A 23496-nucleotide genomic window follows, 5' to 3' on the forward strand; every position below is an offset into this window, starting at 1 on the left:
GGGTTGGTGCGGGCGCTTTATTCAACCTATGTGAGCTACCTGCCGCCCGAGTCGTTCGCCTACCCGGTGCCGCAGTACGGAGACGCGCGCGGCGTGTTCGTCGAAATGCTCAAGACACCGGACGCCGGCCAGTTTTCGTTTTTTACTGCGCACCCGGGCATCACGCGAGGCGGGCACTACCACCACAGCAAGACCGAGAAGTTCCTGGTCATCAAGGGACAGGCGCGCTTCAAATTTCGGCACATGCAGACCGGCGAAGCGCATGAGCTGGTCACCGCGGGCGACAGGCCGGAAATTGTCGAGACCGTGCCCGGCTGGACGCATGACATCACCAACATCGGCACTGAAGAAATGGTCGTAATGCTCTGGGCCAACGAGGTGTTCGACCGCGCGCGGCCAGACACCTTTGCTTGCCCACTGTAGGCCTCTCGACTACGGATCTATTCCCATGAAAAAACTCAAAGTCATGACCGTGGTCGGCACCCGCCCCGAGATCATTCGGTTGTCCCGAGTGCTGGCACGGCTGGACGAGCATTGCGACCATGTGCTGGTGCATACCGGCCAGAACTACGACTACGAACTCAACCAGGTTTTCTTCGACGACCTCGGCATTCGCAAGCCCGATCATTTCTTGAACAGTGCGGCGGATTCGACGGGTGCCGCGCACACCATCGGCAACCTCATCATTGCGGTCGACAAGGTGCTTGGGCAGGAGCAGCCCGAGGCAATGCTGGTGCTGGGCGACACCAACAGCTGCCTGTCGGTCATCCCAGCCAAACGGCGCAAGATTCCGATCTTTCACATGGAAGCCGGCAACCGCTGTTTCGACCAGCGAGTGCCAGAGGAGACCAACCGGCGCATCGTCGACCACACGGCCGACGTGAATCTCACCTACAGCACCATTGCCCGCGACTACCTGCTGCGCGAGGGGCTGCCGCCGGACCTGGTGATCAAGACGGGCAGTCCGATGTTCGAGGTGTTGTCCCATTACCGTTCGAGCATCGATGCATCCGATGTGCTCACGCGGCTGGGCCTCGGGGCAGACCACTACTTTGTGGTGAGCGCCCATCGCGAGGAGAACATCGAGTCTCCCCAGTCCTTCGGAAAGCTGGTCGATGTGCTCAATGCAGTGGCTGAAGATCATGGATCGCCCGTGATCGTCTCGACGCACCCACGCACCCAAAAGCGCATTGATGCCACGGGGGCGCGCTTTCATGCCAATGTCCGTCTGCTGAAGCCGCTCGGCTTTCATGATTACGTCAAGCTTCAGATGTCTGCGCGCGCAGTTCTTTCCGACAGCGGCACCATCAACGAAGAGTCGTCCATTTTGAACTTTCCGGCGCTCAACCTGCGCGAGGCGCACGAGCGTCCTGAAGGAATGGAAGAGGGCGCGGTAATGATGGTAGGACTTGAGGTTGCTCGTGTGCGCCAAGGGTTGGCCATCCTCCAGACTCAGCCTCGCGGAGACCTGCGTGGCTTGCGCCAAGTCGCCGACTACAGCATGCCGAATGTCTCGGACAAGGTGCTGCGCATCATTCACAGCTACACCGACTATGTGAATCGCGTCGTGTGGAAGAAGTACTAAGGCCATGGCCGTTCGCGTATTGCTGCTGACGCAATGGTTCGATCCCGAACCAACCTTCAAGGGCATCGTGTTTGCCCGTGAGCTCGTGCGCCAGGGCTTCGAGGTGGAGGTTGTGACAGGCTTTCCAAACTACCCGGGTGGCAAGGTGTACCCCGGGTACCGCATCAAGTGGCTGCAGCGCGAGGTGATAGATGGCGTGCAGGTCACTCGATTGCCGCTCTATCCCGACCACGGCCAGTCCGCCGTCAAGCGTGTCTTGAACTACGCAAGCTTCGCGGCGTCCGCGCTCGTCTATGGCTTGCTTTTTGCCAAGCGTCCTGCGGTGATGTATGCCTACCATCCGCCGCTGACCGTGGGCGTGGCGGCTGGGTTGATCCGCCTTCTTCGCCGCATCCCCGTTGTCTACGACATTCAGGACATGTGGCCGGACACCTTGCGGGCAACCGGCATGCTCAACAACGAGCGGGCCTTGGGCATCGTTGCATCTGTCTGCAGTTGGGTCTACAGGCGCGTGGATCACATTGCCGTGCTTTCGCCCGGCTTCAAGAAGCTGCTGGTGCAACGCGGCGTGCCTGAGGCAAAGATGGACGTGATCTACAACTGGGCCGACGAGGCTTCGCTCAGGGCACCTCACGGTCAATTGCCAGCAGCGTTTCCAACTGCCGAGAAGTTCCGCATCCTGTTTGCCGGAAACATGGGCAAGGCACAGGCGCTCGATGCCGTTCTGAACGCGGCTGTGCTGCTGCAACAACGCGGGTCGCGTGTTTGCTTTGTGTTGCTTGGTGGGGGCGTGGAGGTGAGTCGCCTTGTCGAGCGGACTGCGGAACTGCGTCTGGGCAATGTGGTGTTCTTGCCGCCTGTGCCAATGGCCGAAGTTGGCACTCTGCTGGAAGCGGCCGATGCATTGCTGGTGCATCTGCGCAAGGATCCGCTGTTCGAAATCACCATCCCCTCCAAGACCCAGGCATACATGGCCGCCGGTAAGCCTTTATTGATGGCCGTAGATGGCGATGCCGCCGATCTGGTGCGCGAATCCGGCGGAGGAGTAATCGCTGCGTCCGAGGATCCGCAGGTGTTGGCGGCCTCCGCCGAAGCGTTGGCGGCCATGGCCCCGGAGGCCTTGGCAGAAATGGGAGCGAAAGCCCAACGCCACTATCGCGAGCATCTGTCGCTGCAAATCGGCGTCGAGCGGTTCGGCGCGCTCTTCAAGCGGCTGGGTGCCACAGGGACGTTCGACGTGAAGCGCGTATTTGATGTCTTCTTGGCGGCGGCGGCATTGCTGCTGCTTGCTGTCCCTCTCGCGCTTTTGACTTGGCAAGTGAGCCGCAAGCTTGGCAAGCCTGCTTTTTTCCGTCAAGTACGGCCAGGGCGGGGGGGGCGGTCTTTCGAGCTGCTCAAGTTCCGCACGATGACGAACGCGCGCGACGCCAGTGGGCAGTTGTTGCCTGATGCCGAGCGACTCACGCCATTCGGCCGCTTCCTGCGTTCGAGCAGCCTCGACGAACTGCCCGAACTCTGGAACGTCCTCCGGGGTGAGATGAGCCTGGTGGGGCCACGCCCTTTGCTGACGGAGTACCTGCCCCTGTACACCAGCGAGCAGGCGCGCCGCCACGACGTGCGCCCCGGCATCACCGGCTGGGCGCAGGTCAACGGCCGCAACGCGTTGAGCTGGGAAGAAAAATTCAAGCTCGATGTCTGGTACGTCGACAACCGCACGCTGTGGCTCGACATCAAGATCCTGTGGCTCACGGTGCGCAAGGTGCTGGTGCGCGATGGGATCTCTGCGGCGGGCGAGGCGACCATGCCGCGTTTCACCGGCTCTGCTGCCGTCTCACGCGGAGGTGACTCGTGACGCAGCCCTTGTTCGCGGTCTACGGCGCCAGCGGCTGCGGCCGGGGTGTGATGCCACTGGCGCGCGCGCAACTGGCGCGGCAGGGCATCGCCGAAGCGCGGCTTGTTTTCATAGACGACGCTCCCGCAGCAGCTGTGGTCAATGGCCAGCGGGTGCTGCGCTATACAGAATTCCTGCAGGAAGAAGCGAGCGAGCGTTACGCCGTGCTGGCCATTGCCAACAGCAAGGTGCGAGAGCAGTTGGCTGTGCGCTGCGAGGCAGATGGCGTGCGCCCCTGGACGGTGAGCGCGGACAACGTGGTACGCATGGATGACGTGGACTTGGGCGAAGGTGCGGCTCTCAGCCCCTTCGTCACGATCACTTCCAACATTCGCATCGGGCGGCATTTCCACGCCAACCTCTACAGCTATGTCGAGCACGACTGCGTGATTGGCGATTTCGTCACCTTCGCGCCGGGCGCCAAGTGCAACGGCAATGTGGTCATCGAAGACCACGCGTACATCGGTTCGGGTGCGGTCATCAAGCAGGGGCGTCCAGGCAAGCCGCTGGTCATCGGGCGCGGTGCCGTGGTCGGCATGGGTGCCGTGGTCACGCGCGATGTGCCGGCAGGCGCCACGGTGGTGGGCAATCCGGCCCGTCTCTTTCCCCCCAAAGGTTGATTGTGCTGAATACCTCGTTTTCCCCTTGGCCCAGCTTCACTGCCGAAGAGGGCGAAGCCGTGCAGCGTGTGCTGCTCTCCAACAAGGTCAACTACTGGACGGGGCAGGAATGCCGCGAGTTCGAAAAAGAGTTCGCCTCGTGGGCGGGAACCGCGCATGCGGTGGCGCTGGCCAATGGCACGCTGGCACTGGATGTCGCGCTGAAGGCGCTGGGCATCGGGCCGGGCGACGAAGTTGTGGTGACGCCGCGCACTTTCATGGCGAGCGTGTCGTGCGTGGTCAATGCGGGTGCCACGCCGGTGTTCGCGGATGTCGAAGCCGAGAGCGGCAACCTTTCGGCGGCCACCATCGCCCGGGTGCTCACGCCGCGCACGCGCGCGGTGATCTGCGTGCACCTGGCCGGCTGGCCCTGCGACATGGATCCGATCATGGCGCTGGCCGAACAGCATGGCCTCAAGGTCATCGAAGACTGCGCCCAGGCACATGGCGCGTACTACAAGGGGCGGGCGGTCGGCTCCATCGGGCACGTGGGCGCCTGGTCTTTCTGCCAGGACAAGATCATGACCACGGGCGGTGAGGGCGGCATGGTCACCACCAACAACGAATCGCTGTGGCGCGCCATGTGGGAGTTCAAGGACCACGGCAAGAGCCACCAGGCGGTGTTCCAGCGCGAGCACGCACCGGGCTTCCGCTGGCTGCACGAAAGCTTCGGCACCAACTGGCGCATGCTCGAGATGCAGGCCGTTGTCGGCCGCATCCAGTTGCGCCGCATGGCCGACTGGACTGCGCAGCGCACGCGCCATGCAAAGGCGCTATGGGCGGCCTGCCGGCCGCACGCGGCGGTGCGCGTGCCGGCCCTGCCCGAAGGGAGCGTGCATGCACACTACAAGTGCTATGTCTATGTGCAGCCCGAGCGGCTGGCACCCGGCTGGAACCGCGACCGCATCGTGAACGCCATACAGGCACTGGGCGTGCCCTGCTACCAGGGCTCATGCTCGGAGGTGTACCTCGAGAAGGCTTTCGACGGCACGGGCTGGCGGCCGGCCGAGCGCTTGCCGGTGGCGCGTGCCCTGGGCGAAACCAGCCTCATGTTCCTGGTGCATCCCACGCTGACGGCCGCCGAAATGGACTTCGGCTGTGCGGCCATCGGGCAGGTGTTGAAAGAAGCGAGCGCCGCATGAGTTCGCACGCTGCGCGAAGCTGGTTGCCTCAGCCTGGAGCCGCGGTCTGGCGCTGGCTGCTGGCGCTGGCCATGCTCGTGCTGCTGGTGTTGAGCCTGGCGCCGTCTTCGCTGGCCTTGCCCACAACGGGCTGGGACAAAGGCAACCATGCCTTGGGATTTGCCGTGCTGGGGCTGCTGGGCCAATGGGCCTGGCCGGGTCGCACGGCCATCGTCCTGACCGCGTTGCTGGCCTATGGCGGGCTCATCGAACTGTTGCAATCGTTCACGCCCGATCGCAGTGCCGAGGCTGTCGATCTGCTGGCCGATTGGGTGGGACTGCTGTTGGGCGCCGGCTTGGCGTTCTTGCTGGAGCGCTGGCGCCCCGCAGGCCGGGGGGCGCGCAATGACTGATTCACGGCATTGCCGGGTTGATTGAAACCTCTCGAGGGAGTCCACATGATCGATCGTCTGGCCCCGCCTGTGTTGGCACTGCCGCGCCCCGTAAAGCGGGTGTTGGCCTTGTCGGTGGACACCGGCTTGTGTGTGCTGTGCGTGTGGCTGGCACTCAGCCTGCGCTACGAGCAGTGGACCGGACTGAAGGGCGTGCATTGGCTGGCGGTAGCCGGCGCGGTCATGTTGGCGCTGCCGCTGTTTGTCGTCCAGGGCCTTTACCGTGCAATCTTCCGGTATGCCGGTAGCGCGGCGTTGATGGCCATCGTGCACGCCTGCTCCCTGTTCAGCGTGGGCTACGTCATGATGTTCACCTTGATAGGCGTCGAGGGCATTCCGCGCACGGTGGGCCTCCTGGTGCCTGCGCTCCTGTTATTCACGGTGGGCGCTTCGCGCCTGATGGCACGCTATTGGCTGGGCGGACTTTACACGCAGGTGCTCCGCAGCAAGACGCTGCCGCAGGTGGTGATCTACGGCGCCGGCGAGGCCGGGCGCCAGTTGGCAGCGGCGCTGGCCCACAGCCCGGAGATGGCGGTGCAGCGGTTCGTCGACGATTCGGTGCATCTGCAGGGCAGCACGCTGAATGGGCTGCCTATTCACCCGCCGTCCTGGCTCGAAGCCAACGCTGCCGCGCTGGGCATCACCGACGTGCTGGTGGCGTTGCCGTCGGTCTCGCACGGGCGCAGGGCGCAAATTCTGAACGAACTCTTGTCGTTGCACCTGCGCGTGCGCACGCTCCCCGGCATGGCCGATCTGGCGCAGGGCCGGGTGCGGGTCAAGGACCTGATGGAAGTCGACATCGAAGACCTGCTGGGCCGTGACCCGGTAGCACCGGTCGACGATCTGTTGAATCGCAATGTGCGTGGCAAGGTGGTGCTGGTGACTGGTGCGGGCGGTTCCATTGGCAGCGAGCTGTGCCGCCAGATTGCGCAGTTGAAACCCTCGGCACTGCTGCTGGTGGAACGGAGCGAATATGCGCTCTATGCCATTCACCGCGAGCTGGAGCAACAAGCGCCCGCCCGGAGCGTAGTGCCGCTGCTGGCCTCGGTGTGCGATGGCGCGCGCATGCGCCAGATCATGAGCGTGTGGCGGCCCGATACCGTTTATCACGCCGCGGCCTACAAGCATGTGCCGCTGGTGGAGCACAACCCTGTAGAGGGTTTGGTCAACAACACGCTGGGCACGCTCACAGCGGCATTGGCGGCGCGGGACAACGGCGTTGGCCAGTTCGTGCTGGTCAGCACGGACAAGGCGGTGCGGCCGACCAACATCATGGGCGCGAGCAAGCGCCTGGCCGAGATGACGCTGCAGGGCCTGGCCCAGCAGAACCCGCGCACCTGCTTTTCGATGGTGCGATTCGGCAATGTGCTGGGCTCCAGCGGCTCGGTGGTGCCGCTGTTTCGCCAGCAGATCGAAGCGGGCGGACCGATCACGCTCACGCACGAAGAGATCACGCGCTATTTCATGACCATTCCTGAAGCAGCCCAACTGGTGATCCAGGCCGGTGCCATGGCCGAAGGCGGCGATGTGTTTGTGCTGGAAATGGGCGCACCGGTGCGCATCATCGACCTGGCGCGCCGCCTGGTGGAACTGTCGGGGCGCACGGTGCGCGACGCGCAGAACCCCGAGGGTGACATCGAGCTGCTGATCACCGGCCTGCGTCCCGGCGAAAAGCTCTATGAAGAACTGCTGATCGGCGACAACGCCATGCCCACCGACCATCCGCGCGTGATGAAGGCCAATGAAGCGTGCCCGCCGTGGGCAGAGCTGGTGAAGCAGATCGATGAGCTTGGCACGCTGCTCGAGCGCAACGACGTGCCCGCGGTCAAGCGCAAGCTGCAGCAGCTTCTGGGCGGCTACCGGCCGCATGCGGAGGTGGTGGACTGGGTGTACCTGGAGCGTGAGCGCCAGAGCGTGGCATTGCCAACGCCTGTATCAGTCACGCCTGACGGCGTGGCAGCTGGTGCTGCGGTCCTGCCACCGACGCTCGCTCCGATCTGACGAATAGCTTTCGTTCAAGAAAGGCGCGTAAGTACCAATCTCTGAGTCGCCCGAACCCATCAATGCCATCTATTTCCTTCCCTCGAGAAAACAATCTCGAATGGCTGCGACTTGCCTTCGCAGTGCAGGTTGTGCTGGTCCATGCGGCAGAGCATCTGGGTGTGGCTGTGCCCGGATTGGAGCTGATTCGGCATTTTCCCGGAGTGCCTGCGTTCTTCTTTGTTAGTGGCTTTTTGATCTATGCAGCCTACCTGAACACGCCGGACCATCGGTACTTTCAGAATCGATTCTTGCGACTTTATCCTGGTCTGGTCGTCGTCACCCTCGGGGGAGCGGCGGTCGCACTGATCGCCCATGGTTGGCTTGATCTTTTGAGTAAGTTCCCAACATATGCGACGTGGTTCTTGGCGCAAACGACGCTGGGCCAGGCGTATAACCCGGGGCATTTTCGAGACATTGGTGTCGGCGTAATCAATGGCTCGCTCTGGACGCTTACCACCGAGATCCTCTTCTATCTTTGCGTCCCTGTCATCGTATGGTTGGAGCGGCGGTTTCGCTACGCCGTGCTGCTTCTCACCTGCATATCATTTGGAATTTATGCGCTGGTGCCAACGATCTGGCAAAACGCTGTTTATCGAGACAAGACGGTCTACGATTTCATCGCACTGACCCCTCTCGCTTGGGGCTGGATGTTCGGCGCCGGAATACTGGCAGTGAAGCATTTTTCCACGATACAACGCAGCATTAGGTTCCTCCCTCTAACCATCCTGCCTCTGGCAGCACTGATGTTTGTCGGGACAGGCCCATTTTTCGGATCAGCAGGCAATCGACTGGGGTTGGTCTACTTTGCTCTTTATGTCGCCGTGGTTCTATGGTGTGCGTTCGGGACACCGTTCGTTCGTTTCAACTTTGACCTGAGCTTTGGCACCTATGTCTGGCACATGCCGGTGATCAATCTTCTCCTGGTCCTCGCTGTACCGAGCCTGCCGCTGGCGCTGTTCTTGACGTTCTCGATCGCTGCGCTGTCGTGGCTCCTGGTAGAGCGTCCTGCTTTGAGACTCAAGCGTCGCTCTTTGAAGCCCGTGACCAAAGCAGAGCCAGTCGTCGTTCGGCAACGGGCAACCAGGTAGTCCGCAGACGCACTGCGACAGCCGCATCCAATGCTGCGGCCCTCTCCAGCCAATCGCTCGGCATACTCAGGCTTCGGCTGGCCAACAGGTTGGCGGGGTGTGCTGCCGGCGTCTCATGGAATCTGTACCCGCGCATTTGGCACCCAGGCAAGCCGAATCCCAAGACGTGGCCGGAGCTATGGCGCTGGCAGCCCTGTTGGGCTGTGGCAGTCATCATCAACGCAGCACTGCGTGTTGCGACCGTGTCCAGGGTTTTCATTATTTCGGTTTGTGAGTGGCACGACTTGTAGGGTGCCGGCCGCGGCACTGCGATGACGCCCGCGGCTGTCGACTGCCAGTTGCGTCGCATCAACTAACGTCATGGACTTCAGCACCGGGGGCTTTGCAGAAATCGCGTAGGCTTCTGCGCCACTGTGATAAAGGTTCAAAGCTCCAGCCAGCGCTTCGCCACTGGTTGGCTTGTTCGTCGCGGGCGTGACCGACAGATCGGTAGCAATGCGCAATGAGGGAAATGTGAACTACAGAAAAGACATTCAGATCTTGCGAGGGATCGCGGTACTCCTCGTCGTTTGTTTCCACCTTGGGTTTTCCGGCTTCGCCAGCGGATTTCTTGGGGTGGATGTGTTCTTCGTGATCAGCGGATACCTGATGGCCGTCATGTACGACCCGACGAAGAAGGCGGATTTTTTCGCCAAACGGGCCAGACGCCTGTTGCCGGCGTACTTTGCGGTTGTGCTTGCCACGTTGGTGCTCTCCGCAATCATGACCACGCCGACCGAGTACTCGCAGGTTTCAGACCAGGCGGTCTTTGCCACCTTCTTCGCGTCGAATATCGGGTTCTGGCACGAGAACTCCTACTTCGACAAGAGTGCCTTCAAGCCGCTTCTGCATCTATGGTCGCTCGGCGTTGAGATCCAGTTCTACCTACTGGTCCCACTGCTCTACTGGTTCTTCAAGAAGTTAAAGGCGAGCTATTTTCTTGTCGCCCTTGCTTCGGCAGTACTGTGCTTTGTGATCGTTGGACTCTCTCCGAAGACATCGTTTTTCTGGATGCCACTGCGCCTCTGGGAGTTCCTCGTTGGCTTTGGCGTCGCGAAGCATCTTTCGAACGTGAGAGCGCACAAAGGGCCGGCCTGGACTTGGCTGGGTGCCGCCGCGATGCTTGCCGTCGTCAGCATTCCATTCTTCCGAGTCAACGGCGAGGCGCTGGGTTTCCTGCGCGGACATCCAGGGGCGGTGTCGCTGCTGATCAGCCTCGCGACCGCGGCCACATTGACCTTCGGCCTCCCTGCTCGCATTGAGACGAATCCTCTGGCAACCCTGCTTGAGCGTCTTGGTGGCTATTCCTATTCGATCTACTTGGCACACTTCCCGGTGATCGTCCTCTTCCTGTACAAGCCATTTGGCGGGACCGTGATCAAGGCGGAAAGCATCTGGCAGACAGTTGCCATGCTCGCCCTGGTTGTAGCGGCTTCAACGATGCTCTATGTGCTGGTGGAGCGTCCATTCCGTTCGAAGGCGAATCTTCTGAGGTGGTGCCTTACCGCAGCCACAGCCTCGCTTGCGCTGATTCCGGTGGGCGGTCTTCTCCAGCGGGCGATCTATCCAGCGAGTGAGATGTTGGTGTACCAGGCTTGGTCTGATCGCTCGCCCTACCGGTGTGGGAAGCTGATGCGGATCATGGATCCCAAAGCCATCTCCTGCGACTTGACGCGTGGCGTGCCTGCTCTGCGCCGACGCGTGCTATTGGTGGGCAACAGCCATGCCGATGCGATAAAAGCGGTGTTTACCAGTGCGGCGGCCGATGGCGGCGTGGGCGTTTCGTTCGTGGCAGACAACTCGCCGCTGATGGCGAGGGGCCTTTCGCCGGACGGCGTTGTCAAGGAGGCAAAGTCTGGTGGCGCTGACACGATCGTATTGCACTACGCATCTCGCACCCTGGGCACTGACGCGCTCACCAGAGTAGCGGAGCTCGCTCGTAAAGATGGAATTGCAGTGGTGTTGATCAAGCCTGTGCCAGTGTGGCCAGATCTGGTGCCTTCGCTCATTCTGCGAAACATGCGAGGAGAGCCGCTGCCAGCTCTTGGCATAGAAGATGTACGAGCACAGAACGTCGAATTGCAGACCGCGCTCGATGCGACACCAAGCGTCAAGGCATTCGAAGTGGTGGATGCATTTTGCAAACCCGAATGCACACTGATAGAGCGAAATGGGAAGCCCCTTTACTTTGATTCGAACCACTTGACGTTGACGGGGAGCGAGCGCCTCAGGCCAGTCTTCGAGCGGGTGCTCGAGATCAGGTCAGCACGTGCATTGCCCTGATGGTGGCGCAGTTCGGGCTGATGCGGGTCCGGCGACGAGGTAATCCGCAGACGCGCTACCACAGCCGCACCCAGTGCTGCGGCCACGAAAGAGATACGCGCGGCGCCGGGCTGACTGTCTTCGGGCCATGAATAGTGCTGGATTTAAACCGAGCGTTATTGGGCCCGAGGCCAGCGCGTCGGTGCCCGCCCACTCGACGGTCTATTCGTTGTACTTGTACGTCGTGTACCGGTAGCCGCCGTAGCGGTAGCCTTGGCTGCCGTAGTGGCGCCGCGTCAGGTCGATGCCGTTGAAGATCACGCCGCTGACCGCCTTGCCACCGTGTGCGAGGCGCTTGGCACTTTCGTTGAGTTCACCGAGTTGCGTCTGATCCGCGCGTGCCACCAGCAGCACCGCGCCCATGTATGGCGCTACTGCGGCCGTGTCGGCGGCAACCAGCACTGGTGGTGTGTCGATGACAACCAGTTCGTATTGTGCGGACACCATGTCGAGCAGACGCACGAAGCTTTCCGACATCAGCATGTCAGCCGGGTTGGTCGGCAGCTTGCCGGTGGTCAGTATGTCGAGGTTGGGCAGCACCTGCGCACGAATGGCCTGCTGTGCCGAAAGCTCGCCAGACAGCAGTTCCGACAGGCCGTTCTCGCGGGGCAGGCCGAACTGCTTGTTCAGGTGGCCCTTGCGCATGTCGGCGTCGATCAACAGCACCCGCTTGCCGGCATGGGCCATGATGGCCGCGAAGTTACCTGAAACAAAGCTCTTGCCGATGCCAGGCGTTGCGCCGGTAATGAGCACCCGGTTATTGCCGGCTTCGAGTGTGGCAAATTGCAGCGCGATGCGCAGGCTGCGCATCGCCTCGATGGATGGGCTTTCCGGGTGGGTCACCGCCAGCAGCTGGATGCCCTTGGCACCGGCGGCCATGCTTTGGTCGAGCGCCGTCTGTTCGGCCGTGAAGGGCACGACCGAATAGACCGAAAGGCCGGTGTAGGCCTCGATTTCCTGGGGATCCTGAATGCCCCTGAAGAACCAACTGCGTACGAGGGCCAGCGCCGCGCCGGCCAAAAGGCCCAGCACCAGTGCTAGCGCCACGATTTGCGACTTCTGCGGCTTGATAGGCTTCTTGGGCTTCACTGCCTTGTCGAGCAGGCGCACATTGCCGGTCTTGCCTTCCTTCACCAGGCGCAGCTGCAGCGCGTTGTTTTGCAGCGACTGGTAAAGGCCGCTGTTCACCCGCACGTCGCGCTCGAGGCGCAGCGCATCTTGCTGCAGCGTGGGCATGCGGCTCACGCGTGCGTTGAGGCCGCCGATCTCCTTTCCAATCGCAGCGATCTGCCCATCGATCGTCTTCACGCGCCAGTTTGCATCGGTGAAGTGCGCGGCCAGTTCGCGGCGCCGCTGTTGGGCTTCGAGCAGCTTGGTCTGCAACTCGATGGTCTGGGCCAGCACGCCCTTGGCTTCTTCGTCGAAGGCCACCGTGCCGTTCTTGTTGCGAAAGTGCGTGTAGGCATCTTCAGAGGCTTCGAGCTGGCGCTTGAAAACAGGCAACTGTTCGTCCAGGAACAGCAGCGTTTTCTGTGCCTCGGCGGCCTTGCGCTCGACGTTCTGCTGCACGTATTGTTCGCCGATCGCATTCAGAATGCGGGAGAGCCGGTCGCGGTCGCTGTCTTCCAGCGCCACGCTGATCACATTCGATTGCTTGCCTTGTTCGCCGAGCTGCAGCCGCTTTTGCAGCTCTTCGACGGTGCGCAACTGCGACGCACGCGACACAATGAATTCCGCACCGGGCTTTCCTTCGAGCTTGTCGATCAGCAGGTCGATGGCGCCATCTTCGAGTGCACGGTGCAGCGGCTGGCCGACGACGCCGGTCAGCGGTTGGTCCAGCGTCCCGTGCATCAGCGTGTATTTGCCTTCGCCTTGGGCGGTAAGCAGGAAGGGCTGATCGTCCTCAAGCTCCACCGGCACGTCGAAGCGGGCAACGCCGATGCTTTCCTTGCCATTGACGTAGCCGCCGATGCCAAGGAAACCAGGCTCCGAAAGCCCGTTGGCTCGCCGCGCCAGCCAAGCGCCGAATACCGGCAGGTAGCGCGGCTTGGCGTCGATATAGGCGCGCGTCTGGTCCACTGCCGCGCCGAGCACCATTCTTGAGCGGATGACCTGGATCTCGCCGGTGGCGGGCGTTTTCACTTCGAAGAGGCTGGAGGCTTCGCCGAGGAAGCCCTTGGCATCAGGTGCAGCGTCCTCGACCTGGATCAGCAGGTTGGATTGGTAGATGGGGGTGGAGACCAGCGCGTAGGCCACGCCGACCGCCAGTGCCAGCGCGGTAACGGCCGCAATCAGCCACTTGCGGTCGATTAGGATGTCGATCCATTCCGACAGGTTGATCTCGTCGTCGTCCGCCGCTGCAATCGATGCCGCGGCAGGCTGGCCGGCGCGCGCGGCGTTGGAAGTGGTGACAGCAGGAGTGTTCATTTGAATTGCCGAATGCGTTCGGCCCAGGTCTTGACGCCAGCGTCGATGAGTTGGAGCGCGTGCTCGAAGGCTTCCTGGCCCATGCGGTAGGGGTCGGAAATATTCAGCTTGGCGGTTTCGGCAAGGCGAAAGACCCTGCCGCGCGTCAGCGGGTAGCTGTTTTCGATATGGCGGCGCTGCCCTTCGTCCATGGTGAGGATCAGGTCGGCCTCAACGCACATGGATTGCGTGATCTGGCGCGCGCGGTGGTAGCCAAGGTCGAGCCCCMGCTCCGCCATCAAGGCCTGGGCAATAGGGTCCGCAGGGTGGCCGATCAACGCACCCGTGCCCGCCGAAGACACGGTGAGTTGCGGCAGGGCCTTGGCGAGCAAGGCTTGCGCCATCGGGCTTCGGCATATGTTGCCGATGCAAACGACAAGAACGGAGTTCATGGGCTGCGATCGAAATTCAAGATGTTGTCTCCGGCGTTGGGCTTTTTATCTTCCGGGGCCGCAAAGTCGAAGGCGGCCTTGTCGCGCACGGAGGTCAGTTCGTAGAGGGTATTGCTGCGGCCCAAACGGGCGCCGCCATCGCGCGTGAGCGGCGACCACCCAAAGCTCAGCGAAAACTTGCTCGACCGCGGCAGCAGCGCATCCAGCGGAATCGAAAGATAAATGCCCTTGTCGAAATCGCCTTCGCCAAACCGCGCGGAGGAGACGTTGGTCTTGGTTGCATAGGCGCCAATCACAAAGCCGTTGTCGAAGCGGCGGATCACTTCGAGGGTTACGCCGCGATCGCCCGCAAGGTATTGGCCCGCGCTGATCTTTGCCATGACGCCGTTCCAGCCGGTGTCCCAATACAGGGTGGCATGGCCGGTGGTCACCTTGTAGTCGCGCAGGGCAAAGTCCTGGTTGAAGTCGCGCTGCCGCACGCGGTTGATGTCGACGCCAAAGGCCACCGATGAGCGCGCCGGCCGGTACAGCCATTCGGCGCCGACGCCTGCAAACATGGATTCGAGCAGGCCGCCATACATGCTGTAGTAGTGGTTGCTCGACATCTGCCCGACGTGCGTGAGCTGCAGCGAGGGAATGGTGAAGCGACTGGAGGTGACGTACTCGCGCTGGTAGGTGCGCACGCGCGGCAGGTTGCTGGGCGCGGTGTAGGTGAACTTGTCGTAGTTGTCGGCCAGCCGCAGGTTCACTGCGCCGCTGAGCCAGGTGCGCGGGGTAAAGCGGTATTCGGCAGTCGCCTGGATGCCAAGCTGGTACAGCAAAAAGGCGTCGGGCCCGCCGACGATCTGGCCGTAGCTCGGGGCAATGCCAAAGGTGAGCTTGTCGCGGTGGCGCGCCCAAGGGGCGTTCGTGTCCGTAGCGGCGGCCTCGGTGGCGCCGCTCACCGCGGTGTTGCTCTTGTCGTCGGGGCGGGCCAGTTCGGGTTCGTAGTCGCGCTTGGACACGGCACGCGCAGCATGCGGCGGCAAGGCCTGGATGCGCACAGCCACCCATTCGGCCCGATCGATGGCCTGGGCATGCACCGCGAGCCCGCGCTCCGAGTAATGGAAGACAAAGCTCTTGATGGCGTCCGGCGCATCGTGGTGGAGCACCGCAATGGCTTTTTCCACGCGCGCGGTGCGATAGACGGTGTTGCTGTCGGACACCCACACATGCAGCACGTCGTCCTTGGGCGCAATGCGCTCGACGGTCCACTCGGTCTGTGCTTCGATCTCTGCCGCGGTTGCCGCCCAGCCGGGTGAGCGCTCGGCCGCCTGTGGCCTGAACTCCGGCGGCGGCCGGTCGGCCGGCTTGGGCGACTGCGACGTCGCCAGGTTGCTTGCCAGCGTGAGGCCGATCATGAACTTGTCGCCGCGCTCGAAGCCGGCGGACAAGGTGACCTTGGGCGACACGCGGTACGACAGGCCGATGTTGAAAGGCGAGCGCTGGCGCTGGTTGTTGTTCTGCGGCTCGCTTTGGTAGTCGTTGCCGTCGTACTCGAGCTTGAGGGTCAACGGGTCCCAAGGCGTGCGCCACTGCACGCCGCCAAAGAGGGCGGCCGGGCCACGAAAGTAGGAGCCGAACCTGGCTTGGTTGGTGCTCGATGGGGCGCGGGTGTCGAAGCGGCTGCCCAGCAGCTTGAAGGGGTTGCTGATGTTGCCACTCGAGCCCAGGTAGCCCCATCCGATGCCAAGGCTGAAATCGAAGTCGTGCCAACGCTTGCTTGCCACCAGGTACTCGCCGGAGAAGAGCCCGGTGCCGCCAAGGTCGCGGAAGCCCAGCGCGAGTTCGGGCACGCGGGCGGTTTCCTTCCACAGCCGCAGCTTGATGTCGATGCTCTTGTCCTTGTTCGACTGCCCGGTGGTGCTGGCTGTGTACGCACGGTTGGAGATCGACGTGTAGCGAAAGCCCGCTTCCATCCAGTCCAGCGGCTGGAACATGAAGTTCAGCCGCGTGTAGGGCCAGGTCGACGTGAACGACGCGCGCATGTCGCCGGCAAGCCCCATGCGGGCCGTGGGCGTTTGCAGCAGGCCGGTTTCGCCCCAGTCGTTGCCGCTGATGTCGAGCGGGCGCGGCTGCGAGGCCACCGCCTCGGGGAGCGTACCGGCGACGGTGGGTGCGGCGAACACGGCTGCGTTGGCGGCCGGGGGCGCATTGAATTCCTGCGGCGACGGGCCTTGCACCGCCAGGAACTTGATCAGGCCTTCGGAAAGGTTCGCCAGATCGGGCATGCGACTCGGCGGGGCCCAGATCCAGGCGCCAGGGGAGGGTTCATCGGCGGGCTCTGCGTTCCAGCCCGCAATGCCCGCGCGCGCGGTGCGGCCGTCGGGTTGCGCGATCCAGGCCCAGTCGGCCTCGCCGCCGAGCCCGCAGGCGCCAAGGTAGTCGAGCACCAAGCGTCCGCTTTCGTGCGCCACCCGGCAAAAGCTGCCGTCCGGCTGCACCACGGTCACCGATCGCAGCGGGGCAGGCGGGATGGCGAGCCGCTGGCCTTCGCTGAGCACCGGGTCTTGTTTCGGATTCGCCTGCAGCCAGCGCGGATCGACGATGCCCAGCGCCACGCGGCCAGTCGCCGGAAGGCTGTTCAGCATGGACAGGAGCCGCTCGCGCGGCGCGCGTTCCTCGGGCGAGGCCGATCGTATGGCTGCTTCGACCGCGACCAGCAGCGTGTCCTTCAGGAACTGCTGGGGGAGCACTTCCTGCGGCACCTGCCACGCCAGGCCCGGGCCAGCTGCGTGCTCGGGCTGGCGCAGCAGCCAGTCGCTGAGCCGCTCGCCCGGCCGCACTTCCGCGGCGTCGGCAGGGACGCTCGATGCGGCATGGGAGGGGGACATCATCAGCACGCTCGCTGCGGCCAGCAGAGTGAGGTGAAGTGGGTTGGTGACCGTGCCGAGCGGAGGCGGGGTCATGAACCAGCGCTTGTCGAAGCAACGTTGGCTGGCACAGACGGATTCCACCGCTCGAAGCTCAAGCACAGATCACGGGAAAGGCACTGCTCGGAATAGACCACCTCGAGCCTGTCGCCGATCGGGGCAAGGCCGAAGCGGGCTGGCGGCAGCGACGCCGAAGCCGGGCGCGTGCTGCTGCGTTCCTCGATCCAGCGCAGCGAACTCGCCGGCCTGCCGGCGAGCAGGCTGTCAGCGGGGGGCTCGATCGGCCGCTGTTCGATCTCGTCGCGTATGCCCGAGCGGTAGCCAGGCATCAGATCGCGCTCGCGCTGAAAGCGTGCCGTGGCACGCTCGGCAGCGGTGGCGGAGGGCCAGGCAGGCGTATTGAAGAGGCGCACTGCGCGCCAGTCGGTCGTCAGGCCGGCCGTCCCCACAAGGCGTCCATGGCGCAATCGCACCGCTTCACCCGAGGCGCTGTACCAGACCTCTGTAGGACCTTCGGGGTGGGCGTCGACGTATCCGAGCACGAGAAAGACGGTGCGGCCCTCGAAGTTGGCGCGCAAATAGCTGAACTCCGGACGAAATGTGTGGGAGTCCGAGGGCGAGGCGTTGTAGAGGTGCCGAGCCGTGGCAAGCATTGCCGAGGAGCCCGAAGAGCATCCGCCCAAAAAAAAGGATGATGCGAGTACGCAGCATCCTAGTTTTCGCACCGCGCCAGCGGCGCGTTGGACTCTCGCTGGGAACCCCCCCTTGCGGAGGGCTCCGGTCATTACCTGGTGCCGGTGGACCCGGTGGTTCCGGTCCCGGTTCCAGTTCCGGTTCCGCCGCCGGGAAGGAGGAAGCTGCCACCACCGCTGCCACCGCCGCCACCAGCGGCAGCCGCCAGCAGCGCTCCGCTGCCAGCCAACAGGCCGACCTGTTGCCCCGTGAGGCTGCCACCGCCTGCTGCGCGCACGGCAGCAGCAGCGTCGGCTGGCGGCGTAGGCAGTTGCTGGGCCAGTGCAGGCGCGGCCGCAAAGGCTGCGATGGCCATGGCTGCGATCAGGTGACTATGTTTCATGGACGTTCCTGTTCGAATGAAGCTTGGAAGTGAACGGGGACTACAACTGAAAGTAACCTGCAATGCGCGTTGTTACCCGTCAACGAAATGAATGCTACCACTCCAAGGGGGAGACCGATAGCCAAAAACAGGCGACGACGGGGTGTGGTTTACGCTAAAACGGCAACGCTTCCACGGGCGGCAAGTTGAATCTTGAAGCTGACAATTGAAACAAAAATTAGAACTTCGGAATTATTTTGAGAGGCGTTTTTCAGAGGTTGCAGCGCCGTTGAAGTGGAAAAATCTTCTGCTGTTGAAATTATTGGTTTCAATAAATAAACGAAGCTTTTCCCGGAATCGAGCGTCCCGGTGGCTGAGTGCTTCGTTCTTATTCAAGCGGGCCGTTGGCCGCACCGTGCACCAGGCGCTCGAACACATCCGCCGAGCCCATCTGGCCGCCCTTCAGCATGATCTCCATGCCGTCGAGCGCGGCCTCGTCGCTGTGGACGCGGCACAGCGATGCGCCCGCGCCCATGTCGGCCACATAGGAGAGTCCCCATGCATCGAGCGCCTGCACGGCGTGGCTCGAGGTGTCGCCTCCGGCGATGCCGATGCGTTGCAATGGGGCCATGGCGAGCACCTTTGCCAGCAAATCGCCGCCGGCGCGCGCGAGCGCCTGGGCGTCGACGTTGCCTTGCGTGAGCTTCTGTTCGGCGGGCCGGGTACAGGCCAGCACGTTTCGGCCGCGCGCAAGCCCCTGCGCGATCTCTTCCGCGTAGCGCTCCAGCGTGGCAGCGTCCAGTCGCGCGAGCCTTGGCGCATCGAGCCACACGGGATCGAAGGACCGTGCCGCCGCTACCTGTCGTGCCGTCACGGGCGAGAGGCTTCCGGCGAGAACCAGCACGGGGCCGCGCGCGGGAGCCACGCGGCGCGGGTCAGACTGCGCATCGCTGCGTGTGCCAAGCGCGGTAGCCAGCGCATCGACCACACTGCTCGGGCCCACGGCAAGCAACGTGGCGCGCCTGGCCTGCGCCCACAGCACTTGGCCGATCGTTGCCAGCTGCGGGGCATCGGCCACGTCGAACAGCACGGCCTCGGCGCTGCTGCCAGGGGATGGCGGGCTCAGCGCGCGCTGCAGCGCCTCCTCGAGCGCCTCCGGGCCCTGCGAAGCGGCCGGGAAAGGAACGGAGCGCACGTCGGCCAGGCCCTGCCTGGCCAGATGCAGCCTCAGGTCCGCCTCATGCATCGGCGTGACCGGGTGGTGGCTCATCGTCGGATGCCGGTCGATGCGAAACACCTCGCCGCCGGCGCCCGCCGCGGCGAACAGGTTGCCGAACAGGCAATGCCGGCCCAGGTTGGGCTGGCCGCCGACGATGGCGGTCCATGGCTGTTCGACAGCCCCGCGCAATGCGCGCACGGCGGCGCCGATGGAGCCGATGTGCGGCGCGCTGTCGAAGGTCGAGCAGGTCTTGTAGTGCAGCACGCGTGCGCCGAGCGACCGGAACAGCACGACGACCGGCGCCAGTTCGGCCTGCATGGCCTCCGGCGTCATGGCGCGCGCCGCGCCCGCGATGCCCAGCACGTCGAGCGGGCCGGCGCGTTCGAGCCGCGCGGCGTCGGGCGTCTTCAGGAACAGCAGGGCCCGCAGGCCCGCGCGCGCCGCGGTGCCGAGCGTGTCGGTTGCGCCAGTGAAATCGTCGCCGTAGTAGACGATCGCGGGGGCCGGATTCATGGCTTGCCGAAGAAGGCCAGCGCGCGTGCCAGTTCGGGCGCGTGCCTCGCTGCCTCCGTCAGCGCCGTGCCCGCGCGCGCGGCCGACCAGGCCTGCCGGATGCTGGTCACGCCGGCCTCCGCGCCGTCAGGGTGCGCGAGGATGCCGCCGCCGGCCATGAAGAGCAGGTCGTCGCTGCCGATGGCAGCCCAGGTGGCCGGCACCGTGCCGGCCCATTGGCCCGACGAGAAGGCGGGCATCACGCGGTCGTCCGCGGCGTCCGTCAGCGGCGTGAAGCAGTCGCGCGCCGACTCGACGACTTCGCTGTCGGGCTGCGAGAACTTGCCCTGCAGGCCGTGCACGTGCATGTGGTCGACGCCGGCCAGCCGCCAGAGCGTTTGATAGGCCTGGAAGGAGATGCCCAGCAGCGGGTGCCGCGACAGCGCCCCGTAGCCGTTGCGGTGGCCGTGCAGCGCCAGGCCGGTGTGGCGGCGCAGGGTCTGGATGCCCGAATAGCCGCACCCGTTGAGGCTGGCCATGACGCAGGAGCCGCCTTCGCGCTCCACGAGGTCGGCATGCCGCTTCATCGCATCGGTCTCGTCGGTGATGTTGAAGGCCACCATCACGTGCTTGCCGGTGCGCTCCCGATGCGCACGCACGGCCGCCATCACCGCCGGCACGCGCTCGGCCAACGGTGCATGGGCGGGGTCGGCGCAGACTTCGTCGTCCTTGATGAAATCGACGCCCGCGGCGCAGAGTCTTGCGACCAGCTCGGCAGTCTCGTTCGCGGACAGCCCCACGTTCGGCTTGATGATCGTGCCGACCAGCGCGCCCGTCGCCACGCCGGTGGCGTGCCGCGTCCCMAAGATACCGGCGCGCGGCATCTCGAAACGTGCGCGGTAGGCTGCCGGCAGCTGCAGCGATTCGAGCCGCAGGCCCGTCACTTCGCCCAGGTCGTACAGGTTGCCCGACACCGTGGCGGCGAGCGTCGGCAGGTTGGCGCCGATGTTCGCCACGGGAAAGGAAATGTCGACGTGCGCACGCCGCCACGGGCCGCGCGTGCCCCTGCGTTCGAGCAGTGCGTTCGGCAGGCTCGGCGCCTCGGCCGGCGCGAGCTCGGTGATCGCCTCGACGGTGGCGCGCGCGCGTTCGCGCAGCGCATCGGTCTCGCCCTCGACCCGCGTGAAGGTGCCGCACGATTGCTCGCCGGCCATCACCTCGGCCACGGCGGCCGGGTCCAGCGGCGTCTCGACGAGGTAGCGCGCGCGGATGCGTTCGGGCACCATCGTCACAGCTTGCTCAGGTCGGGAAAGGGCCGCACCGGCTCGCTGCCGTCCCAGCCTTCGGAGGCGCTGCGGATCAGGTCGAACATCTTGCCCTTCGGCCCCGCCACTTCGGACAGCTCGATCACCGTGCCCGGGTGGTATTCGGTGTCGAAATAGATGAAGCGGCCGCGCTCGCCCACCTCGCCGCTCATCACCGGCTTGAAGCCCTGCGCGGTGAGGCGTGCGAGGTCGGCGTCGTAGTCGGCCGTCCAGTAGGCGACGTGCTGCAGCCCGGTGCGGCCGGCCTGCAGGAAGTCGCGGTACATCGAGGGCACGTCGTTGCGCGTCTGGATCAGCTCGACCTGCACATAGCCCGAGTTGGCCAGTGCCACCGAGTTGTGCGGCTCGTGCGCCTCGCCGTTGTAGCGGTAGTTCTTGATGGGCACCCGGGGGTTGTAGAACCACGGGCCCACGCCCAGCTTCGTGCTCCAGTGGTCCATGGCGGCTTCGATGTCGTGCACGACATAGCCCAGCTGGCGGATCTCGCCGAGGAATCGACTCATTGCGGTTGGCTCCGTTGATGTGAGTGTGTTGTTGTGATCAGAACTTGAGGAAGCCGGTCGAGAACCACGGGAAGGCGGCCACCAGCACCAGGCCGATCAGCATCGCGCCGATGTAGCCCCAGATGTGCTTGATGCCCTCGTCCGGGTTGACCTTGCTGACGGCGCAGGCGCCGTAGTAGCCGACGCCGAAAGGCGGTGCGAACAGGCCGATGCCCATCGCGAAGATCACGACCATCGCGTAGTGCACCTCGTGCACGCCGGCCGCCTTGGCGATGGGGAACAGCAGCGGCCCGAACAGCACGATGGCCGGAATGCCCTCGAGCACGCTGCCCAGCACGATGAAGGCGACGATCGACACCGCCAGGAAGCCGTAGGCGCCGCCGGGCAGGGCGCCCATGACGCGTGCCAGGTCCTGCGAGAAGCCCGACTGCGTGAGGCCCCAGGCCATGGCCGTGGCGCAGCCGACGATGAAGATGATGGCGCCCGAGAGCGAGGCCGTGTCGACCAGCATCGGCTTGAGCCGCTTCCAGTCGAACTGCCGGTACACGAAGAGGCCGACCAGCGCCGAGTAGACGATGCCGATGGTCGACACCTCGGTGGCCGTGGCCACGCCCTCGACCACGGCGGCGCGGATCACGAAGGGCAGCAGCACCGCCGGCAGCGCGACCAGCAGCAGCTTGCCGATCTCGCGCTTGCTGTGGCGCTGCACGCCGCTCAGGTCTTCGCGTCGGTAGCGCCACCAGACCACCACGCACAGTGCCGCGCCGAGCACCACGGCCGGCAGCAGCCCGCCCGTGAACAGTGCCGCGATGGAGATGCCGGTGACCGAGCCGATGGTGATCAGCACGATCGACGGCGGAATGGTCTCGGTCTGCGCACCGGTGGCCGAGAGCAGCGCCACCAGGTCGCCGGGCTTCGCGCCGCGCTTGACCATCTCGGGAAACAGCACGGGCGCGATGGCCGCCATGTCGGCGATCTTCGAACCGKAGATGCCCGACACCAGGTACATCGCGCCGATCAGCACGTACGACAGGCCGCCGCGCACATGGCCCAGCAGGCTGGCGAGGAACTGGATCATGGCGCGCGCCATGCCCGTCATCTCGATCAGCGCGCCGAGGAAGATGAAGAGCGGCACCGCGAGCAGGATCAGGTGCGACATGCCCTCGTCGAGCCGGCCCACCATCACCAGCAGCGGCGTGCGCGTGGTGAGCGCCAGGTAGCCGAAGGTGGCCAGCGCGAACGAGAAGGCGATGGGCACGCCCGAGAGCACGGTGGCCGCCACCACGACCACGAAGAAGATCACGAGATTGAACTTGCCGAGCGTCGCGAACAGCGGCGCGGCGAGCCAGAAGGCGCCGACCAGCGCAGCCACGCCGAGCACCGCGGCCGCGATCTGCCGTCCGGTGCACACGCGCAGCAGGCGCAGCAGCGCCATCGCCAGCATGATGCCGATGCCGGCCGGAATGGCCGCGGCGCGCCAGGCGTTGCTGATCTCCAGCGCGGGCGTGACGATGAACGACTCTTCGTGCGCATAGTCGATCGAAGGCCAGATGATCAGCACCAGGAACGCGACCGAGGCCGCGATGGCGAAGGCGTCGAGCATCGCGCGCGTCGAGGCCGTCACCTTCTGCAGCAGCGCCGTCATGCGCATGTGCTCGCCGCGGCGCAGCGCCACGACCGCGCCGAGCATCGACAGCCACAGGAAGAGGATGGACGCCAGTTCGTCCGACCACACCAGCGGTGCATGGAACACATAGCGCGACACCACGCCCGCGAACAGCACGCCGATCTCTGCCAGCACGAGCAGCGCGGCCACGGCCTCGACCAGCCCGCCGAGCACCCGATCGGCGCGCCCGGCCACGCCGCTCAGTGCGTTGGCGCAGGGCCCGGCGCCCGCGAAGGCGGCCGCTTCGAAAGTGGATTCATGCACCAT

18 protein-coding genes and 1 pseudogene are annotated in these 23496 nt (G+C 64.4%); 10 read left to right on the top strand and 9 right to left on the bottom strand.

Annotated elements, in window-relative coordinates; all coding sequences use genetic code 11:
• From AC1DXX_RS26335 to AC1DXX_RS26380, 10 genes and pseudogenes are all read left to right on the top strand, one after another.
• Nucleotides 1-423, top strand: a 423-nt coding sequence (locus AC1DXX_RS26335; RefSeq protein WP_478137164.1) for a polysaccharide biosynthesis C-terminal domain-containing protein, incomplete at its 5' end; no start/stop codon positions are given.
• A 25-nt stretch (nucleotides 424-448) separates the two neighbouring features.
• Nucleotides 449-1585, top strand: a complete 1137-nt coding sequence (wecB, locus tag AC1DXX_RS26340) for a non-hydrolyzing UDP-N-acetylglucosamine 2-epimerase (protein ID WP_478137165.1) — start codon at nucleotides 449-451, stop codon at nucleotides 1583-1585.
• Nucleotides 1586-1589: 4 nt separating this feature from the next.
• A pseudogene (locus tag AC1DXX_RS26345) lies at nucleotides 1590-2720 on the top strand (glycosyltransferase family 4 protein); the annotation flags it as partial.
• Nucleotides 2721-2822: 102 nt separating this feature from the next.
• On the top strand, nucleotides 2823-3437 hold the full coding sequence (locus AC1DXX_RS26350) for a sugar transferase (protein ID WP_478137192.1): 615 nt from the start codon (nucleotides 2823-2825) through the stop codon (nucleotides 3435-3437).
• Nucleotides 3434-4096: an acetyltransferase gene (locus AC1DXX_RS26355; protein ID WP_478137166.1), complete on the top strand. Its 663-nt coding sequence runs from the start codon at nucleotides 3434-3436 to the stop codon at nucleotides 4094-4096. Before AC1DXX_RS26350 ends, AC1DXX_RS26355 begins: the two co-directional genes overlap by 4 nt.
• Nucleotides 4097-4098: 2 nt before the next feature.
• Nucleotides 4099-5277, top strand: coding sequence for a DegT/DnrJ/EryC1/StrS family aminotransferase (locus tag AC1DXX_RS26360; protein ID WP_478137167.1), 1179 nt, complete (start codon nucleotides 4099-4101; stop codon nucleotides 5275-5277).
• The gene (locus tag AC1DXX_RS26365) at nucleotides 5274-5669 is read left to right on the top strand and encodes a VanZ family protein (protein ID WP_478137168.1); all 396 of its coding nucleotides are present in this window, start codon (nucleotides 5274-5276) and stop codon (nucleotides 5667-5669) included. The genes AC1DXX_RS26360 and AC1DXX_RS26365 overlap by 4 nt, the downstream gene beginning before the upstream one ends.
• A 45-nt stretch (nucleotides 5670-5714) precedes the next feature.
• A complete protein-coding gene (locus tag AC1DXX_RS26370; RefSeq protein ID WP_478137169.1) occupies nucleotides 5715-7709 on the top strand; it encodes a polysaccharide biosynthesis protein in 1995 nt (664 codons plus the stop codon).
• A 62-nt stretch (nucleotides 7710-7771) separates the two neighbouring features.
• On the top strand, nucleotides 7772-8839 hold the full coding sequence (locus AC1DXX_RS26375) for an acyltransferase family protein (RefSeq protein WP_478137170.1): 1068 nt from the start codon (nucleotides 7772-7774) through the stop codon (nucleotides 8837-8839).
• 513 nt (nucleotides 8840-9352) lie between these two features.
• Nucleotides 9353-11161 (top strand): acyltransferase family protein, encoded by a 1809-nt coding sequence (locus AC1DXX_RS26380; RefSeq protein ID WP_478137171.1) that lies wholly within the window; start codon nucleotides 9353-9355, stop codon nucleotides 11159-11161.
• A gap of 201 nt (nucleotides 11162-11362) precedes the next feature.
• Here the strand turns inward: AC1DXX_RS26380 and AC1DXX_RS26385 are convergent, their stop codons facing one another.
• The 9 genes from AC1DXX_RS26385 to AC1DXX_RS26425 all read right to left on the bottom strand — a co-directional run bounded on the left by AC1DXX_RS26385 (nucleotide 11363) and on the right by AC1DXX_RS26425 (nucleotide 23496).
• Entirely contained in the window at nucleotides 11363-13627 is a 2265-nt protein-coding gene (locus tag AC1DXX_RS26385; RefSeq protein ID WP_478137172.1) for a polysaccharide biosynthesis tyrosine autokinase, read from the bottom strand.
• Complete coding sequence (locus tag AC1DXX_RS26390; RefSeq protein WP_478137173.1) at nucleotides 13624-14058, bottom strand: low molecular weight protein-tyrosine-phosphatase; 435 nt, start codon at nucleotides 14056-14058, stop codon at nucleotides 13624-13626. The genes AC1DXX_RS26385 and AC1DXX_RS26390 overlap by 4 nt, the downstream gene beginning before the upstream one ends.
• Nucleotides 14055-17006 carry a YjbH domain-containing protein gene (locus tag AC1DXX_RS26395; protein WP_478137174.1) on the bottom strand — a complete coding sequence of 984 codons (2952 nt, stop codon included), beginning with the start codon at nucleotides 17004-17006 and terminating at the stop codon, nucleotides 14055-14057. Before AC1DXX_RS26395 ends, AC1DXX_RS26390 begins: the two co-directional genes overlap by 4 nt.
• Complete coding sequence (locus tag AC1DXX_RS26400; protein ID WP_478137175.1) at nucleotides 17003-17623, bottom strand: YjbF family lipoprotein; 621 nt, start codon at nucleotides 17621-17623, stop codon at nucleotides 17003-17005. Before AC1DXX_RS26400 ends, AC1DXX_RS26395 begins: the two co-directional genes overlap by 4 nt.
• Before the next feature lie 131 nt (nucleotides 17624-17754).
• Nucleotides 17755-18045: a hypothetical protein gene (locus AC1DXX_RS26405; RefSeq protein ID WP_478137176.1), complete on the bottom strand. Its 291-nt coding sequence runs from the start codon at nucleotides 18043-18045 to the stop codon at nucleotides 17755-17757.
• Nucleotides 18046-18412: 367 nt separating this feature from the next.
• Nucleotides 18413-19756: a four-carbon acid sugar kinase family protein gene (locus tag AC1DXX_RS26410; RefSeq protein WP_478137177.1), complete on the bottom strand. Its 1344-nt coding sequence runs from the start codon at nucleotides 19754-19756 to the stop codon at nucleotides 18413-18415.
• Complete coding sequence (locus AC1DXX_RS26415) at nucleotides 19753-21021, bottom strand: ribulose-bisphosphate carboxylase large subunit family protein (RefSeq protein ID WP_478137178.1); 1269 nt, start codon at nucleotides 21019-21021, stop codon at nucleotides 19753-19755. Before AC1DXX_RS26415 ends, AC1DXX_RS26410 begins: the two co-directional genes overlap by 4 nt.
• Nucleotides 21022-21023: 2 nt before the next feature.
• Nucleotides 21024-21563 (bottom strand): VOC family protein, encoded by a 540-nt coding sequence (locus AC1DXX_RS26420; RefSeq protein WP_478137179.1) that lies wholly within the window; start codon nucleotides 21561-21563, stop codon nucleotides 21024-21026.
• 37 nt (nucleotides 21564-21600) lie between these two features.
• Nucleotides 21601-23496, bottom strand: coding sequence for a TRAP transporter large permease (locus AC1DXX_RS26425; protein ID WP_478137180.1), 1896 nt, complete (start codon nucleotides 23494-23496; stop codon nucleotides 21601-21603).

It is taken from the genome of Variovorax sp. P4_B10 (genome assembly GCF_056402375.1).